The following is a 16,218-nucleotide window of genomic DNA, read 5'->3' as shown; positions in this document are numbered from 1 at the left end:
TACTTTCTGAATATGAAGGAGTTTTCGCCTTCAACCCTTTGATCGATCATCGATCACGGAGTTAGAGTCTCCGACGGGCTCACACCAGAGCTTCACGCCCTGTCCTGCCAAAGACCTAGGGCACCCCCACCCCTTACCGAACAGGGGACCCCCTCCGACTCAGGAAGGCGGCGACATGACCGACCCCTCCGCAATCCAGCCGAGCGAGCTCGACCAGCTCCCGGACCGCGACCCCGAGGAGACCGCCGAATGGCAGGCCTCCCTGGACGCCGTTACCCAGGCGGCCGGGCCGCACCGAGCCGCATACCTGATGCGGCGCACGCTGGAGCGCGCCGAGGGCGCGGGCCTGGCGCTGCCCAAGCTCCTTGAGACCGATTACGTCAACACCATCCCCACCTCCGCCGAGCCGGCGATCGAGGGCGACGAGGCGATGGAGCAGCGGATCGCCGCGTGGAACCGCTGGAACGCGGCCGCGATGGTGACCCGGGGCAGCAAATACGGCGTCGGCGGCCACATCGCCACCTTCGCCTCCGCCGCCTGGCTCTACGAGACCGGCTTCAACCACTTCTTCCAGGGCAAGGAGGGGGACGGCTCCGGCGACCAGCTCTACATCCAGGGCCACGCCTCCCCCGGCATCTACGCCCGCGCCTTCCTTGACGGCCGTCTGAACGAGGCGCAGCTCGACAACTTCCGCCGCGAGTCGGGCGGCGACGGCCTGCCGTCCTACCCGCACCCGCGCCGTCTGCCCTGGCTCTGGGAGTTCCCGACCGTTTCGATGGGCCTCGGCCCGCTGTCGGCGATCTACCAGGCGCGCTTCAACCGCTACCTCACCAACCGCAACATCAAGGACGTCTCCGCCTCGCACGTGTGGGCGTTCCTCGGTGACGGCGAGATGGACGAGCCCGAGTCGACGGCAGCCCTCGCGCTCGCCGCGCGTGAGGGTCTGGACAACCTCACGTACGTCATCAACTGCAACCTGCAGCGCCTCGACGGCCCGGTCCGCGCCAACTTCCGCGTGGTCCAGGAGCTGGAGGCCCAGTTCCGCGGCGCCGGCTGGAACGTCATCAAGGTCCTGTGGGGCAACGCCTGGGACGAGCTGTTCCAGCTCGACACCAACGGCGCCCTGGTCCGCCGCCTGCGCGAGGTGCCGGACGCGCAGTTCCAGACGTACGCGACGCGCGACGCCGCCTACATCCGCGAGCACTTCTTCGGCTCCGAGCCCGCGCTCGTGGCCCTCGGTCAGCTGCTGAGCGACGACAAGATCAGCGAGTGCTTCCACCTCTCGCGCGGCGGCCACGAGGCCCGCAAGGTCTACGCGGCCTACCGTGCGGCGCTCACCCACAAGGGTGCGCCGACCGTGATCCTCGCGCAGACGGTCAAGGGCTTCACGCTCGGCAAGGGCTTCGAGTCCAAGAACGCCAACCACCAGATGAAGAAGCTCACGGTGGACGAGTTCAAGGACATGCGCGACCTCCTTGAGCTGCCGATCTCGGACAGTGACTTCGTCGACGGCCAGGTGCCCTACGGCCACCCCGGCGCCGACTCCCCCGAGGTCCGCTACCTCCAGGAGCGCCGTGCCGCGCTCGGCGGTCCGGCCCCGGCCCGCCGCACGCAGCCGCTCGCGCCGCTGCCCGCCCCGGCCGACAAGTCGTTCGCCTCGTTCGACAAGGGCTCGGGCTCGCAGTCGATGGCGACGACCATGGCCTTCGTACGCCTCGTCAAGGACCTGATCCGCGACAAGGAGACCGGCAAGCGCTGGGTGCCGATCGTCCCCGACGAGGCGCGCACCTTCGGCATGGAGTCGCTCTTCCCGTCGCTCGGCATCTACTCGCCCAAGGGCCAGACGTACGAGCCGGTCGACCGCGACCAGCTGATGTACTACCGCGAGGCCAAGGACGGCCAGATCCTCAACGAGGGGATCACCGAGGCCGGCTCGATGGCGGACTTCATCGCCGCGTCGTCGTCGTACGCGACGCACGGCGAGCAGATGATCCCCTTCTACATCTTCTACTCGATGTTCGGCTGGCAGCGCACGGCCGACCAGATGTGGCAGCTCGGCGACCAGCTCGGCCGCGGCTTCCTCGTCGGCGCCACCGCCGGTCGTACGACGCTGACGGGTGAGGGTCTGCAGCACGCGGACGGTCACTCTCCGGTGATCGCCGCGACGAACCCCGCCGCCATGTCGTACGACCCCGCGTTCGCCTACGAGGTCGCGGCGATCGTCAAGGACGGTCTGCGCCGGATGTACGGCGACGCCGCCCCCGGTGAGGACCAGAACGTCTTCTACTACCTCACCGTCTACAACGAGCCGATGCCGCAGCCCGCGAAGCCCGCGGGTGTGGACGAGGGCATCGTGCGCGGTCTGTACCGCTTCAACACCGCTGAGACGGCCGGTCTTTCGGCTGCCGCCAACGCCTCGCGCATCCAGCTGATCGGCTCGGGTACGGCCATCCACTGGACCCTGGCCGCGCAGAAGATGCTCGCCGAGGAGTGGGGCGTGGCCGCCGACGTGTGGTCCGCGACCTCCTGGACCGAGCTGCGCCGCGACGCCCTTGAGGCGGACGAGGCGATCCTGCGCGGCGAGGAGCGCACTCCGTACGTGCGTACGGCGCTTGAGGGTGCGCAGGGTCCCGTGCTCGCGGTCTCCGACTACATGCGGCAGGTGCCGGACCAGATCGCGCAGTGGGTCGAGCAGGACTACTCGTCCCTGGGTGCGGACGGCTTCGGCCTCTCCGACACGCGTGACGCGGCGCGTCGCCACTTCGGCATCGACGCCGAGTCGATCGTCGTGGCCGCTCTCGCGCAGCTGGCACGGCGGGGCGAGGTTCCCGCTGCCTCGGTGAAGGAGGCTCGGGCCAAGTACGGTCTGTAGCCGTCTGTTGCCGTCTGTTGCCTTCGGCTTGATGCGGGTCCCTGCCGGGTGGTGGGGGCCCGCTTTCGGCTGCGGGAGGGGGGGTTACTTGTAGCGGCTGGCCATTTGTGTTGCCGCTTGTGCGAATCGCTCTCTGAGCGTCGTCGGCTCCAGGACCTCCGCCTCCGGGCCCAGGGACATGAGCTGGGTGTACGCGACCGTCTCGTTCTCCACGGGCAAGGTGAGCGTCACCCAGCCCTGGTCGTCCGGGGCGCTCGCCTCCTCCATCGCCTCGCGCACGGACACGGCGTCGGTGGCGTACGGAAGCTGTCGTAGGCCCCTCTCGGAGAGCCGCACCACGACCTCGGACTTCAGGATCGCCCGCGCGAACTGCGCCGCCCGTTCCTCCCAGAAACCCGGCAGGTCGAACTCCTCGTCGCGTACGAAGCGGTCCTCGCCGGTGGCGATCGCGGTGAAGCGGTCGATGCGGTACACCCGGAACGAACCCGTGTCGGGAACCCTCGCGCACAGATACCAGACGCCCGCCTTGAGCACGAGGCCGTAGGGCTCCAACTCCCTTTCCACCTCGGCGTCCTGGCGCCGGTAGCGGGCGGTGACGCGCCGGTCGTCCCAGACCGCGTCCGCGAGCGGGGGCAGCAGCTCGGGCGCCGGAGTCTCCTGGAACCACCCCGGCGCGTCCAGGTGGAACCGCTGCGAGGCGTTCTGCTGGGCGTCCCGGAGGGAGGGCATCAGGGCCGCCGACACCTTCAGACGGGCCGCGGACGAGGCGTCCTCCAGGCCCATCTCCCGCAGGGCGCCCGGGACTCCGGACAGGAACAGCGCCTCCGCCTCGCTGCGTCCGAGCCCGGTGAGGCGGGTGCGGTAGCCGCCGATGAGGCGGTAGCCGCCGGTGCGGCCGCGGTCCGCGTAGACCGGGACCCCGGCCTCCGAAAGCGCCTGGGCGTCCCGCGTGATGGTCCGCTCGGACACGTCGAGCTCGCCCGCGAGCTCGGCGGCGGTCATGGAGGGGCGGGCCTGGAGCAGAAGCACCATCTTGATGAGGCGTGCAGCGCGCATGCCCCCATGATGCCGCCAGCCGGGGGCCCGCCCGCGCGCGTCGGAGTGACTACCCGTGCGCGTCGGAGTGACTAGCGGTAGCCCGTCACATCCGCCGGTTTGCCCTTCTGCTCGACCTCCGCGATGTAGCGCCAGGCGTCCGGCGCCGAACCGTCGACGTCCGTGAAGCCGTACTCCTTGGCGAGGCCGCCGCTGGAGAGCGATGCCCCGTTCCAGCGGGCCACTTCGGGGTCGGCGGCGAGCGCGACCAGGGCCCGGCCCACGAAGGTCGGGGTCTCGGAGATCGCGAAGTGGGGGTTCTGCTCGCAGCCGTCCAGCCAGTTGTCCTCGGTCACCTTGAAGGCCGTGTCGAGCATGAACTCGGAGCGCAGCCAGCCGGGGGTCAGGCAGAGCGCCGTGCAGCCGTAATCCTTGAGCTCCTCGGCCAGGCCCTTCGCCATCCGCAGCGGGGCCGCCTTGGCGAGGTCGTAGTAGAAGGGCTTGCGGTAGTTGGGGCCGTTGTACTCCTCGGTCCCGTCGGTGACCTCGACGACCAGGCCTCCGGGGTTCTTGACGAGCAGCGGGAGCGCGTACCGGCTGGTGACGATGTGGGTCTCGATGCCGAGGCGCATCAGGCGCAGCCCCTTGTCGAGGTCGTGCTCCCACATCTTCTTGTCCCACTCGACGTGGACGTCGCCGCCCCAGATGTCGTTGACCAGGATGTCCAGGCGCCCCTGTTCCCGGTCGATGCGCTCGACGAGGGCCTCGACCTGCTCGGGCTCCAGATGATCGGTCGGTACGGCGATTCCTGTGCCCGCTCCGCCCGCCTCACGGCCAGCGGCGGTGATCAGCTCCGCGGTCTCCTCGATGGTCTCCGTGGTGCGGCCGACCTCGCTGGTGTGCGCGCGGGTCGTGCGCCCCGTCGCGTACACGGTGGCTCCGGCGCGGCCGAGCTCCACGGCCATGGCCCGGCCCGCGCCGCGGGTGGCACCGGCGACGAGGGCGATCTTTCCGGCCAGTGGCTGCGCGAGTGCCTCGGTGCTGTCCATGTCCCTGACCATCTCCCTGTCGCTGCTCATGCCTCTGCCCCTGTCCCTGACCCTGTCCCTGTCGCTGCTCATGTCTTCGAGGCTGCCACCCAATGCCGACACCTGCTGTCGGGTTTTCCATGGGCATGTGCACGCATAACGACACAGCCGCATCCGCCGCACTCCGCGTGCGTACCCACCCCCCAGGACCGATGCTTGTCCCGTGATGGACGAGACGGAGTTCTGGGAGATCGTGGACCGCACCCGCGTGGCCGCCGAGGGCGACCCCGAGGACCACGCCGACCTGCTCACCGAGAGGCTGCTCGAGCTCGAGCCGGACATGGTGCTCGACTTCGCCCGTCACTTCGAGGCCCGCTACAACCGTGCGTACCGCTGGGACCTCTGGGGAGCTTCCTGGATCATCCTCGGCGGCGCGAGCGACGACGCCTTCGACTACTTCCGCTGCTGGCTGATCGGCCAGGGGCGTGAGGTCTTCGAGGGGGCCCTGCACGACCCCGACTCGCTCGCGGACCTCCTCGACGACTTCGACGAGGAGATCGACGGCGACGGCGAGGAGTTGGGCTACGCGGCGGACGAGGCCTACGAGCAGCTCACCGGCGTCGTCACCCCCGACCTCGGCATCGCTCCCGCCCCTCAGGAGCCGGAGGGGACACCGCTCGACTTCGAGGACGAGGCGGCGATGGCCCAGCGCTACCCCAAGCTGTGGGAACGCTTCGGCGGGGCGGTCGACTGAGGCGTCGGCGGAGGCACAGCCCCGGTCGACCGAGACACGGGTCCAGTCGACCGAGGCACGGGTCCAGTCGACCGCGCCACAGACCCGCGGGGTGTTCATTCCGCCTCTCCTGCCGACTCGCTACCGGTTCTGCAGCCGTGCGGCCGCCTGCCTGATCGCGGGGAGGGCCGCCGTCAGTGCCGCACCCGGGCAGTGCGTGTAGTAGCCGTCGTTGTGCCCGGACACCGCGCTGAAGTGCCCGCTCGTCCCCGCCGGATACTTGCTGAGGCTGTGCGAGGAGACCAGCCCCACCGTGGAGCGCGGGTCCACGTCCGAGAGCCCGAGCTTCCACGCGGCGAGGGCCGCCAAGGCATCGGTCATCGCCCGGGGAACGGGAACCCCGGCCGTGAACGTCCCGATCGCCGCGATCCCCACCGACTCCCGGTTGAAGCCCTGCGTGTGCGCCCCGACCACGGCCCGGTCGATGCCGCCCGCACGCCCTTCGTAGACGGTCCCGCACCGGTCGACGAGGAAGTTGTAGCCGATGTCGTCCCACTGTCTGCCCTCGACCTGGCCTGCGTACAGATAACGGATGATGCGCGGGGTATCGGCGCAGTCGTAGCTGTTCGGGGAGTCCGTGTGGTGCACGAACACCGCCTGGACCCGGTCGGCATACCGGGCCGGCGGCGGCTCCCGCACCGCACCGGCCAGCCACTGGGCGCGCGGCACGACGCGAGGCCGCACCGCGGGATGCCCCACGGCCCGCCGCACCGGCGCCGCGGCCGCCGGCATCGTGGGATACCGCCCGGTCACGCCCGCCCGCTCGCCGAGCCCGGCGAACGCCACCGGAGCGTCACCCGCCCGCCCCGGCGCCCCCGAAGCCCCGGGCCCGGCGAACAGCGCACACATCAGCAGAAGCCCTACGGCCACGGCACCGGGGACACAGCACAGCACCGCACGCACCGCCGACGGCACGCGCGCCGCGGACATCCCACGGAAGACACGCATGGTCCGACTCTCCGGCCCACCCGCACCGCCCGCGACCGCGGTCCGCCACTCGGCTGAACCTGAGCGGTTCTCCCCGGGCCGCGGTCAGACCCCGCCCAGGTCGAGCCCTGGGTTCGTCCGGGAAAGGATCATGTCCGTGCGCGGCTGGAGCGCCGCGTCGATCATCTCGGGCTGCGGAGTGATCCAGTAACGGCCCTCCGCGGCCTGCTCGAAGACACGGCGGGCGTGCTCCTCGGGCGTGATCCCCTGGGTGTCGGCGCGCTGCTGGAGCTGTTCGTTGAACCCCGCTATCTCCGGCGGTGTGCCGTCCCCCGGCAGCGCGGCCCTGAATATCTCGCTCTTGACCGAGTCCGGCAGCACGACCGAGACCTGCACCGGCGCCTGCTTCATCCGCATCTCGTAGGCGAGGGACTCGGTGAGCGCGAGCGTCCCGAACTTGGTCACGCTGTACGGCGCCATCAGCGGGCTCGGCAGCAGTCCGCCCACCGAGGACACGTTGAGCACCCAGCTACGCGTCGGCTGCTCAAGCAGGCGCGGCACGAAGGAGCGTATGCCGTTCACATAGCCGCCGATGTTGATCCGCAGGGCGGCGTCCCAGCGCTCGGCGGGGATCTCCCAGGAGTAGCCCATGGCCATGATCCCGGCGTTGTTGATCAGCATGTCGACGGCGCCGAAGCGGTCGTAGGCACGGTCGGCGAGGGCGTCGACCGAGAGCGGGTCGGACACGTCCGTCACGACCGGCTCGACCTCGGCCCCGACGGCGCGCAACTCCTCGGCCAGGGCCGAGAGGCGGTCGGCGGCTATGTCGGCGAGGACCAGCCTCATACCAAGGGCCGCCGCGTGCCGGGCGAATCCGGATCCGATGCCCGCCGACGCACCGGTGATGACGACGACCTTGCCCGCGTAGATCTGGCCTGCGAAGGTCTGGCCTGCGTTGCTCATGCTGCTCTCCTCTCGGGCGGCGCCCTGTCCCGGACGGCGTCCTCGTCTGTCAGAAGTGGGTGCCGCCGTCGACCCGGACCTCGGTGCCGGTGATGAACTTGCCGTCCTGCGAGCCGAGCAGGGCGACCACCGAGGCCACGGACTCCGGCCCCGCGAAGCCCTGACCGATGGCCGGGGCCAGCTTCATGAAGAGGCTCATGTCGGCGTCCTCGGGCAGGCCGGGGCCGACGCTCTGCTTGCTGGCGCCGCTGCCGTCGGTCATGCCGCTGGATATGGAGCCGGGCTGGACGGAGTTGAAGCGGATGCCCTGCTTGCCGTACTCGGCGGCCAGCGCGTGCGTCATGGACTGGATGCCGCCCTTGCTCGCCGCGTACGCCGCCATGTACGGGTGGGCGAACATCGCTGAGGTGGAGCTGAAGTTGACGACGGCGGCGTCCTCGCCTTCGAGCAGCGCGGGGATCGCTTCGCGGATCACCAGGAACGTGCCGACCAGGTTGACCTGGATGACGCGGTTGAAGGAATCCAGGCTTGTCTCGTGCGTGTGCGAGGAGCGGAGCACGCCCGCCGCGTTGACCAGGACGTCCAGGCCGCCGAGCGCGGTGACGGCGGTGGCGACCCCCTCGCGCACCGAGGTCTCGTCCGCGATGTCGACGACGAGGGTGGTGAGACGGTCGGCCGCCGCGCCCGCCTTCTCGGAGGTGTCCTTCAGGCCCGCCTCGCTGACGTCGGCGGCCACGACCTTGCCGCCCTCCTCGAGGATCCGCAGGACGGTGGCCTGCCCGATGCCCGAGCCACCGCCGGTGATGAGTGCACGACGGCCTGCGTAGCGGTTCATGAAATGCCTCCGATCAACTCCGGGCTCCCGGATCCGCCCATGGACCCGGCCTCCCCGGTCTGATTTCAATGTACGCCTCTCTGGCACGTTTTGCCATGCCGACAATTCATGTATCAGGGTGAGAATCGCGCGTAGGCTGCGAACGTGAGCACCCACCCGTCGCAGTCACCGCAGTCACGGCAGTCACCGCAGTCACCGCCACCGTCGCTGACGGAGCGCCGCAAAGCGGCCACGCAGCTCGACATCGCCCGCGCCGCGGCCGAACTCTTCGCCGAGCGCGGCCCGGACGGCACCACGGCCGAGGAGATCGCGGGCCGGGCCGGAGTGGCGCTGCGCACCTTCTACCGGTACTTCCGCAACAAGCAGGACGCGGTCGCGCCGCTCCTCGCCGGGGGCGCCGCCGAGTGGCGGGCCCACCTGGCGGATCTCGACCCGGCCGCCGGAGTGCCGACGGCCCTGGAGCGGTCCATCGCGGACGCGCTGACCGCGGCGGACGACCGCGCGGCCGAGTCCCTGGAGTGGACCCGCGGCCTGCTGCGCGCCGCGCAGGACGATCCGGCGCTGCGCGCCGTCTGGTACCGCGTGAACCAGGAGTCCGAGGAGCAGCTCGTGCCCGTGCTCGCCCGCCTGGCCGGGGACGACGCCGACGCGCTGGACGTGCGCCTGGCGGCCGCGGCCGCCACGGACGCCATCCGCCTGGCTCTGGAGACCTGGGCCGTCACGGACGCGCCCACCGAGGGGCCCGGCTCCCCCGCCGTCCTGGCGGTGCGCTGCCTGCGCGAACTGACGGGCGGGCTCCGGCTCCTGCACGCCCGGCGCGCCGACGGCTGAGGCGCAGCGCCCCCTCCCGCTCCCGCGACGCCCCCACTCCCCCGCAGTGCCCCGCTACATCTCCGGATCCGGCTCCGGCCCCGGCCCCCGCTCCAGCCGCAGATCGAGCCCCAGGTCCAGCGAGAACGCCAGCAGCGCCACGTCGTCCCCGACCCCGCCGGAGAACCGCATCAGGTCCCTCCACACCGCGGACGTCATGGCCGCCGGGTCGTCCAGCAGGTCGGCGCAGAGCACCGAAAGGCGCTCGGCCAGCGGGTAGAAGGCGCCGGACGCGTCCCGCGCCTCGGTCACGCCGTCGGTCACCACGAGCAGCCGGTCGCCGGGCTTCAGGCCCACGGTCACCTCTTCGGGCGGGGCGACACCGGCGATCCCCAGGCCCAGCGGAGCGCCCGGCGCCACGGCGAGCTCCTCGACGACTCCCCCGCGCAGCAGCAGCGGGGGCGGGTGGCCGCAGGAGACGATCCGCAGCTCGGGGGCGTCCTCCCGGAACTCCAGGAGCACGGCGGTGGCGAAGAGTTCGGCGTGCTCGGCCTCCTCGGAGTCGACCACCAGGCGCCGGTCGAGGCGGGCGGCCACCCCCTCCAGGTCGGTCTTGTCGAGCACCGCCTCCCGGAAGGCGCCGAGCAGCGCGGCAACGGTCCCGACGGCCGCGAGGCCGTGCCCCTGCACGTCGCCCACCAGCGCCCGTACGCCACAGGGGCCCTTGCGTACGTCGAAGAGATCGCCGCCGACCAGCGTCCCGCCCTGTGCGGCGCGGTAGAGGCCCGCGCAGCGCACCGGGCCCACGCGCTCGGGCAGCGGCGGCAGGACGGCGAACTGGGCGGCCTCCGCGACGGTGCGCACGGTGACGAGCTGGGCGTCGCGCCGGCTGCGTACCCAGGCGAACAGGATGCTCAGGAGCGCCACGAAGGCGACCGTCAGCAGATCGCTGTCCCCCGGGCGGCCGAGTCCGACGTCCGGCAGGGCGAGCAGCAGCACCACGGTGCCGCCGAAGAGGGCCGTGGCGGAGGCGCCGTACGACAGCGCGGCAAGCGGCGGCACGGCGGCGAGCAGGAAGCTGAGGTCGACCGTCTCCGGGGTGGCCAGCTGGATGACGCACATGACGGCCAGGAGCACGGGCGGGGGCCAGCGCACCCAGCGTGGTCTCGGCGCGCCGCGCAGCCAGCCCGGCTCCTCCCGGTCCCGCCGACTGGCAGCAGCGACCCTGAACATCGGTTCGCTCCTCCCTCCGGTCGGCCTTCCCACGCTCCTACGCGCGCGTGCCCACCGCACGCCGGGCCGGTCCGTCGGGTGCCGAACCCCGGGCGGGGGTCATCGCGGGCCCGGGGCGGTCAGAGCACGCGCCCCATCAGCACGTCGTCCACGTACGCGCCGTCGAGGAAGAACTCACCCGGCAGCACCCCCTCGACCACGAAGCCCTCGGAGGCGTAGAGCGTCCGGGCGGGGGTGTTGTGGCCGAGCACCCGCAGCGTGACGCGCCGCGCGCCCTGGCGGCGGGCCTCCTCCACCGCGGCCCTGACGAGGAGGCGGCCCACTCCCTTGCCGCGTGCCTCGTCCGCGACGGCGAAGCCCAGGATCTGGCGCACGTGGGCGTTGGCGAGGAGGGAGGTGGGGAAACCGAGCCGTATGTAGCCGACCACCACGCCGTCGACCTCGGCGACCAAGTGGTCGCGGGGGCCGAAGCGGTCGCTGAAGAACGGCGGGTACGGGAGCTGCGGAGCCGGCTGCACCGCGTGCAGGGTGGACCAGGTGACGCGGTCGATGCGGCCCAGGGCTTCTTCGTCGTCCGGCAGAGCGGTACGTATGTGCGTGTCCGGCATGCGCGTCACTGTACGACGGGCGCAACGCGCCTCACGGCGGGTTTCCGGGGCAGGATGGCGTCATGGAGCCCACCGAGTCCGAGCAGTCAGCCCCGTCCTCGCGGCCGTCCCGTATCGCCGTGGCCGGCGCGTCCGGCCTCATCGGGACGGCCCTGACCCGCGCCTTGGCCGACGACGGCCGCGAGGTGGTGCGGCTCGTGCGCCGTGCACCTCGTACGAAGGACGAGGTGCGATGGGACCCCAAGGAGGGCTACGTCGACACGGCGGGGCTCGCGGGCTGTGACGCGCTCGTCAACCTGGCGGGGGCCGGGATCGGCGACCGCCGCTGGACGGCCGCCTACAAGCAGGAGATCCGTGACAGCAGGGTGCTCGGCACCTCCGCGCTCGCCGAGGCCGCGGCCTCGCTGGACGAGCCGCCGCGCGTCTTCCTGAGCGCGAGCGCGATCGGCTACTACGGAGAGACCGGTCAGCGCGCGGTGGACGAGAGCGCGCCTGCCGGAGAGGGCTTCCTGCCTTCCCTGTGCGTGGAGTGGGAGGGTGCGGCGGCCGCGGCGCACGAAGCGGGCATCCGCACGGTCTTCTCGCGCAACGGCCTGGTGGTGGCGCGCGAGGGCGGCGCCTGGGCGCGGATGTTCCCGCTCTTCAAGGCGGGGCTCGGCGGACGCCTCGGCAACGGCCGGCAGTACTGGAGCTACATCTCGCTGCACGACGCGGTGGCCGCGCTGCGGCACCTGCTCGACACCCCGACACTGTCGGGTCCCGTCAACCTGACGGCGCCCGATCCGCTCACCAACCGTGAGGTGACGGCGGCGATGGGGCGGGTGCTTCACCGGCCCACGCTCTTCACGGCGCCGCGGCCCGCGCTGCGCGTCGTGCTCGGCGAGATGTCCGGCGACGTGCTCGGCAGCCAGCGGGTCCTGCCGACCCGGCTCCTGGAGTCGGGCTTCTCGTTCGCGTTCCCGGGCATCGAGGAGTCGATCCGCGCCGCGCTGCGGTGAACGGCACGCGGCGGCCGGCACCGCGGTGAACAGCGCTTCGGTGAACGCGAAACCACTCCCGACACATCTGCTCTGACGCCTTCCGATCGCCTTCTTCGCGTCTGCGATCGCCGTGCGACCGGCGTGCGACCGTGCTCGGTCGATGCGCGACTGCCTCGATGCGTTTCGGCTCCTACCCTCGTGCGGAACTCGGTGATTCCGAAGCCCTGTTGAGGGCATGACGTCCCCAGCAGCCGCGCAACCCCGGGGAGGGGCCCGTGCTAGAGCCTGCGCACCATGCGGATGTCGTCATCGTGGGAGCGGGGGTCGCGGGACTCTCGGCCGCCCACCAGCTGACCAGTGCCGGTGTAACGACCGTCGTCCTGGAAGCCGCCCCTTACGTCGGCGGGCGCATGTCGACGGAGAAGGTCGACGGGTTCCGGCTCGACAGGATCGGGCAGCTGCTCACCACCTCGTATCCCGAGCTGCGCCACACACCGGGGCTCGACGCCCTCGTACTGCGGCCCTTCGTGCCCGGTGTCCTGATGCACAGCGACGGTCGGCACCACCGCGCCGTCGAGCCCACGAGCCCCCGGCGCGCAAGGGGCGCACTCACCGCCGCGCGCGCCCTCGCAAGCGCCCCCCGGGGTCCGCGCACGGCTCGGACCGCACCCCGCACCACCCCCCTCGGCGGCGCGCTCGACCAGGCCCGGCTCGGCGCGGCACTCGCCAGGATCGCGGCGACGCCCCCGCAGCGCCTCCTCGCCCGCCCCGAACTCCCGGCGGCACAAGCCCTCTTCGACCGCGGCCTGCCCGCGCGCACCGTCAACGGCTTCCTGCGCCCGCTGCTCTCGGCGCTCCTGTGCGACCCGGACCTGACGACGTCGAGCCGGTGCGCCGACCTCGCCCTGCACTCCTTCGCGCGCGGCCGTCTGTGTCTGCCGGAAGGCGGCGCCGAGGCGCTTCCCGAGCTCCTTTCGGCCGCACTGCCACCGGGCACGGTGCGCACCGGCGTACGCGCCACGGCCGTCTCCACGACCTCGGTCACGACCGCGGAGCACGGCGAAGTGAGCTGCCGCGCCGTCCTGTTGGCCACCGACGCGCGCGCCGCCGCCGAGCTGCTGCCCGGCCTGCGCGTGCCGCCCTTCCACCAGGTGACGGTCCTGCACCACGCGGCCCCCGAGCCGCCGCTCGCCGAACCGGCCCTGCTGCTCGACGCCGACCGTTCGGGGCCGGTCGCGCACACGGCCGTGATCAGCCACGTCGACCCGTCGCGCGCGCCCGCGGGCCGGGCGCTCATCTCCTCGACGGTCCTCGGCCCGCCGCCGGACGAGCGCGCCGTCCTCGCCCATCTCGCCGAGCTGTACGGCACGTCGACCGCCCGGTGGGAGTCCCTCGCCGTCCACCACACCCGCGAGGCGGTGCCCGCGATGCCGCCCCCGCACGATCTGCGCCGCCCCGTGCGGCTGCTCTCGGGGCTCTACGTGTGCGGGGACCACCGGGACACCAGCACGGTGCAGGGCGCGCTGTACTCGGGCCGTCGCGCGGCGCGGGCCGCGCTCGCGGACTTCGGCGTGGACCCCGCGCACGGGACGGGGCAGTTACCGATGGCGGCCTGACGCCCTGGCTGACCCCGGCTGCCCCCGGCTGCCCCCGGCTGACACTGCCGCCTGACCAGACCGATCCATCCGACCTATATGCCACATCCCCTGGAAGCCCTCGCGCCCCCACGCGAGGGCTTCCGCCTTCCCGCACGCCCACTTCGTAGGACCCACCGAACCTCACCCACCCCTGCAACTCCCCTTGCCACACGGGTACCCCACGGCTACGGTCCCCTCCGGATCGCCAAGCCGCAGGAGGCTCACGTGCGTCGCACCATGCCGGTGATATCGCTCATCCTCGGCCTATTCATAGGAGGTCTATCTTTGCCGACCGCCACAGCCGCCACAGATGACACAGATGACACAGCAGCCACGGAGACCGCAGCGCCCTCCGTCGTCCCCCGCCCCACCGACTGGACCGCACTCGACGGCCGCACGCGACTCACCGAGCGCACCCGCATCCTGATCGACCCGCGCGCCGGATCCACCACCGCGCTCCCCTCGGGCCGCAGTGAATTCCCGGGCCCCGCACACCAGTCCGTACGCAAACTCGCCACCCAGCTCCGTACGGAGATCAAGCAGGTCACCGGCATCACCCCCCGGATCGCCCCCAGCCAGGGCCGCCCCGCCGACGGCGACATCACGCTCGGCCTCACCGCCAAGGGGGACCTCGGCGCCGAGGGCTACCGCTTCGACAGCGCGGGCCCCATCCGCGTAGAGGCCGCCTCCACCCACGGCCTCTACTACGGCACCCGCACGCTCCTCCAGCTCCTGCGCTCCACGGCCGACGACCACCGCGCCGTCCCCCGCGCCCGCTCCACCGACCGCCCCGCGCAGGCCATCCGCATGGTGCACCTCGACGCGGGCCGCAAGTACTGGAAGATCTCCTACCTGGAGAATCTGATCCGCAGGATGGGCGACCAGAAGCTCAACACCCTCTTCCTGCACCTCTCCGAGTCCGAGGGCTTCCGCCTCCACAGCCCGAAGTTCCCGGGCCTCGCCGACCCCGACCACAGCTACAGCCGCGCCGACATCGAGCGCCTGAAGACCTTCGCGGCCCGCCATCACGTCCAGCTGATGCCCGGCCTCGAACTCCCCGGCCACGCCACCGTGATCAGCGAGGCCTTCGGCATCGGCTTCGGATCGGGCGCCGACGCCTGCACGGGCGCGCACACGCACTCGCACCTCACGCCCGACTGGATCATCGACATGACCAGCGACAAGGCGATCGCGAAGTCGAAGGAGATCGTCGACGAGTTCGCGGGCTGGTTCGACGCACCGCTGTTCTCGATCGGCGCGGAGGAGGTCCCCGGTCAGCTGGCCGAGTGCCCGCGGGTGAAGAACCATCTGGCGAGCGCGCCCGACGTGTCCACGCTCGGCGACCTGCTCAACCGCTACATCAACACCCTGGACGACGTGGTCACTTCGCACGGCAAGCGCACGGCGGTCTACAACGGCTCCGAGCACCTGGCCGCGCCCCAGCAGAAGGTCCACGCCCCCGTCGTCTTCCTCACCTGGGAGGGCACGGGCGCCGAGCCGGAGATCCCGGGGCACGACGAGATCGCCATCGGCCCGTTCTACGACACCCCGAACAACTACCACCACCTGTATCCGGACGAGCCCTGGATGTACGACAGCTGGGCGCCGAACTCCGACCCGGACATGCTCGGCTCCGGCGTCACCAACTGGGCCGACTACAACTTCTGGGCCGACGACGGCTATTTCGAGAAGAGCATGGCGGGCGCCCGCGCGATCCTCGCCGACCGCACCTGGAACAAGTCCACGACGCCGGACACGCTCGCCGACTTCAGGGCCCGCGCCGCCCGCATCGGTGACCCGCCGGGCACGACGCCCGCGCCGGTGCCGCCACGGGTGGAGGGCCGGCCGAGCCACCACTGGACGTTCGACGACGCCTCGTACCCCAGCGGCTGGACGTACGCGGGCAGTCCCGGCAACACGATCATCGCCGAGGACGTGGCGGGCGCCCTGCCCGGCACCTCGTACATCATCAACAACCCCACCCCGGTGGCAGGCGTGCGCGGCCAGGCCTGGCGCTTCGACTCCGACCGGGACGGCGTGGGCTTCGGCGGTCTCGACGTCGCCGAGCCGTGGACCGTGTCGGTGCAGGTCCGTCCGACGGCAAGGACCGGGGACCAGGTGCTGCTCAGCTCCAGGGCTGGCGCGCTGAAGCTGATGCAGCACGGCACCGGGAAGGTCGGCTTCACGCGGTACGGCGAGGCCGACCACAGCTTCGACTTCACGCTGCCCCTTGACCGCTGGACGCGGCTGACGTGGGTGACGACCCCGGGGCACACCACCTTGTACGCCGACGGTGAGCGGGTCGGGTCCGTCGCGGCGTCGATCCCCCTGCCGCTGCGGTCCATCGGGACGGAGAAGGCGAGCCTGCGGGGCGACCTCGACGAACTCACCACGTGGGACGAGGCGTTGTCCCCCGACGAGGTCGAGCGCCTGCGCTGACCCGCGTGGAGCACACAGGTAAGGGGCGGGCCTGCGCAGGCCCGCCCCTTACCTCGCA

At 71.7% G+C, this 16,218-nt stretch carries 13 protein-coding genes; 6 read left to right on the top strand and 7 right to left on the bottom strand.

Annotated elements, in window-relative coordinates:
* The first annotated feature begins 175 nt into the window (after positions 1-175).
* The gene (aceE, locus tag M4V62_RS30155; RefSeq protein ID WP_249590334.1) at positions 176-2,872 is read left to right on the top strand and encodes a pyruvate dehydrogenase (acetyl-transferring), homodimeric type; all 2,697 of its coding nucleotides are present in this window, start codon (positions 176-178) and stop codon (positions 2,870-2,872) included.
* A gap of 84 nt (positions 2,873-2,956) precedes the next feature.
* Here the strand turns inward: aceE and M4V62_RS30150 are convergent, their stop codons facing one another.
* Together M4V62_RS30150 and M4V62_RS30145 are read right to left on the bottom strand one after the other, a co-directional pair.
* Complete coding sequence (locus M4V62_RS30150) at positions 2,957-3,928, bottom strand: helix-turn-helix transcriptional regulator (RefSeq protein ID WP_249590333.1); 972 nt, start codon at positions 3,926-3,928, stop codon at positions 2,957-2,959.
* A gap of 71 nt (positions 3,929-3,999) precedes the next feature.
* Positions 4,000-4,986 (bottom strand): SDR family oxidoreductase, encoded by a 987-nt coding sequence (locus tag M4V62_RS30145; RefSeq protein WP_249590332.1) that lies wholly within the window; start codon positions 4,984-4,986, stop codon positions 4,000-4,002.
* Between the two features lie 175 nt (positions 4,987-5,161).
* Here M4V62_RS30145 and M4V62_RS30140 point away from each other — a divergent pair, with 175 nt between their 5' ends.
* Positions 5,162-5,689 carry a DUF4240 domain-containing protein gene (locus tag M4V62_RS30140; protein ID WP_249593077.1) on the top strand — a complete coding sequence of 176 codons (528 nt, stop codon included), beginning with the start codon at positions 5,162-5,164 and terminating at the stop codon, positions 5,687-5,689.
* Between the two features lie 120 nt (positions 5,690-5,809).
* Here M4V62_RS30140 and M4V62_RS30135 read toward each other — a convergent pair whose 3' ends face one another.
* The 3 genes from M4V62_RS30135 to M4V62_RS30125 all read right to left on the bottom strand — a co-directional run bounded on the left by M4V62_RS30135 (position 5,810) and on the right by M4V62_RS30125 (position 8,453).
* On the bottom strand, positions 5,810-6,676 hold the full coding sequence (locus M4V62_RS30135; RefSeq protein ID WP_249590331.1) for a peptidoglycan recognition protein family protein: 867 nt from the start codon (positions 6,674-6,676) through the stop codon (positions 5,810-5,812).
* Positions 6,677-6,760: 84 nt separating this feature from the next.
* Positions 6,761-7,618: an SDR family NAD(P)-dependent oxidoreductase gene (locus tag M4V62_RS30130; protein ID WP_249590330.1), complete on the bottom strand. Its 858-nt coding sequence runs from the start codon at positions 7,616-7,618 to the stop codon at positions 6,761-6,763.
* A 49-nt stretch (positions 7,619-7,667) separates the two neighbouring features.
* Complete coding sequence (locus M4V62_RS30125; protein WP_249590329.1) at positions 7,668-8,453, bottom strand: SDR family NAD(P)-dependent oxidoreductase; 786 nt, start codon at positions 8,451-8,453, stop codon at positions 7,668-7,670.
* A 144-nt stretch (positions 8,454-8,597) separates the two neighbouring features.
* Here M4V62_RS30125 and M4V62_RS30120 point away from each other — a divergent pair, with 144 nt between their 5' ends.
* Positions 8,598-9,284, top strand: coding sequence for a TetR/AcrR family transcriptional regulator (locus M4V62_RS30120; RefSeq protein WP_249590328.1), 687 nt, complete (start codon positions 8,598-8,600; stop codon positions 9,282-9,284).
* A gap of 54 nt (positions 9,285-9,338) precedes the next feature.
* Here the strand turns inward: M4V62_RS30120 and M4V62_RS30115 are convergent, their stop codons facing one another.
* Positions 9,339-10,496 (bottom strand): PP2C family protein-serine/threonine phosphatase, encoded by a 1,158-nt coding sequence (locus tag M4V62_RS30115; RefSeq protein ID WP_249590327.1) that lies wholly within the window; start codon positions 10,494-10,496, stop codon positions 9,339-9,341.
* A 119-nt stretch (positions 10,497-10,615) separates the two neighbouring features.
* Entirely contained in the window at positions 10,616-11,104 is a 489-nt protein-coding gene (locus M4V62_RS30110) for a GNAT family N-acetyltransferase (protein ID WP_249590326.1), read from the bottom strand.
* A 62-nt stretch (positions 11,105-11,166) separates the two neighbouring features.
* Here M4V62_RS30110 and M4V62_RS30105 point away from each other — a divergent pair, with 62 nt between their 5' ends.
* From M4V62_RS30105 to M4V62_RS30095, 3 genes are all read left to right on the top strand, one after another.
* Positions 11,167-12,102 carry a TIGR01777 family oxidoreductase gene (locus M4V62_RS30105; protein ID WP_249590325.1) on the top strand — a complete coding sequence of 312 codons (936 nt, stop codon included), beginning with the start codon at positions 11,167-11,169 and terminating at the stop codon, positions 12,100-12,102.
* Positions 12,103-12,359: 257 nt separating this feature from the next.
* Positions 12,360-13,700, top strand: a complete 1,341-nt coding sequence (locus tag M4V62_RS30100) for an NAD(P)/FAD-dependent oxidoreductase (protein WP_249590324.1) — start codon at positions 12,360-12,362, stop codon at positions 13,698-13,700.
* Positions 13,701-14,006: 306 nt separating this feature from the next.
* Positions 14,007-16,160, top strand: coding sequence for a family 20 glycosylhydrolase (locus M4V62_RS30095; protein ID WP_249590323.1), 2,154 nt, complete (start codon positions 14,007-14,009; stop codon positions 16,158-16,160).
* Positions 16,161-16,218 lie beyond the last annotated feature (58 nt).

The sequence above is a fragment of the Streptomyces durmitorensis genome (assembly GCF_023498005.1).
GTDB classification, from domain to species: domain Bacteria; phylum Actinomycetota; class Actinomycetes; order Streptomycetales; family Streptomycetaceae; genus Streptomyces; species Streptomyces durmitorensis.
This window is presented reverse-complemented; position numbering and strand designations above follow the sequence as displayed.

Bases quoted from the DNA above. Each gene is read 5' to 3' on its own strand.
- M4V62_RS30125 (WP_249590329.1), bottom strand. From the start codon at position 8,453: ATGAACCGCTACGCAGGCCGTCGTGCACTCATCACCGGCGGTGGCTCG.
- M4V62_RS30110 (WP_249590326.1), bottom strand. From the start codon at position 11,104: ATGCCGGACACGCACATACGTACCGCTCTGCCGGACGACGAAGAAGCC.
- M4V62_RS30130 (WP_249590330.1), bottom strand. From the start codon at position 7,618: ATGAGCAACGCAGGCCAGACCTTCGCAGGCCAGATCTACGCGGGCAAG.
- aceE (WP_249590334.1), top strand. From the start codon at position 176: ATGACCGACCCCTCCGCAATCCAGCCGAGCGAGCTCGACCAGCTCCCG.
- M4V62_RS30135 (WP_249590331.1), bottom strand. From the start codon at position 6,676: ATGCGTGTCTTCCGTGGGATGTCCGCGGCGCGCGTGCCGTCGGCGGTG.
- M4V62_RS30150 (WP_249590333.1), bottom strand. From the start codon at position 3,928: ATGCGCGCTGCACGCCTCATCAAGATGGTGCTTCTGCTCCAGGCCCGC.
- M4V62_RS30140 (WP_249593077.1), top strand. From the start codon at position 5,162: ATGGACGAGACGGAGTTCTGGGAGATCGTGGACCGCACCCGCGTGGCC.
- M4V62_RS30105 (WP_249590325.1), top strand. From the start codon at position 11,167: ATGGAGCCCACCGAGTCCGAGCAGTCAGCCCCGTCCTCGCGGCCGTCC.
- M4V62_RS30145 (WP_249590332.1), bottom strand. From the start codon at position 4,986: ATGAGCAGCGACAGGGAGATGGTCAGGGACATGGACAGCACCGAGGCA.
- M4V62_RS30115 (WP_249590327.1), bottom strand. From the start codon at position 10,496: ATGTTCAGGGTCGCTGCTGCCAGTCGGCGGGACCGGGAGGAGCCGGGC.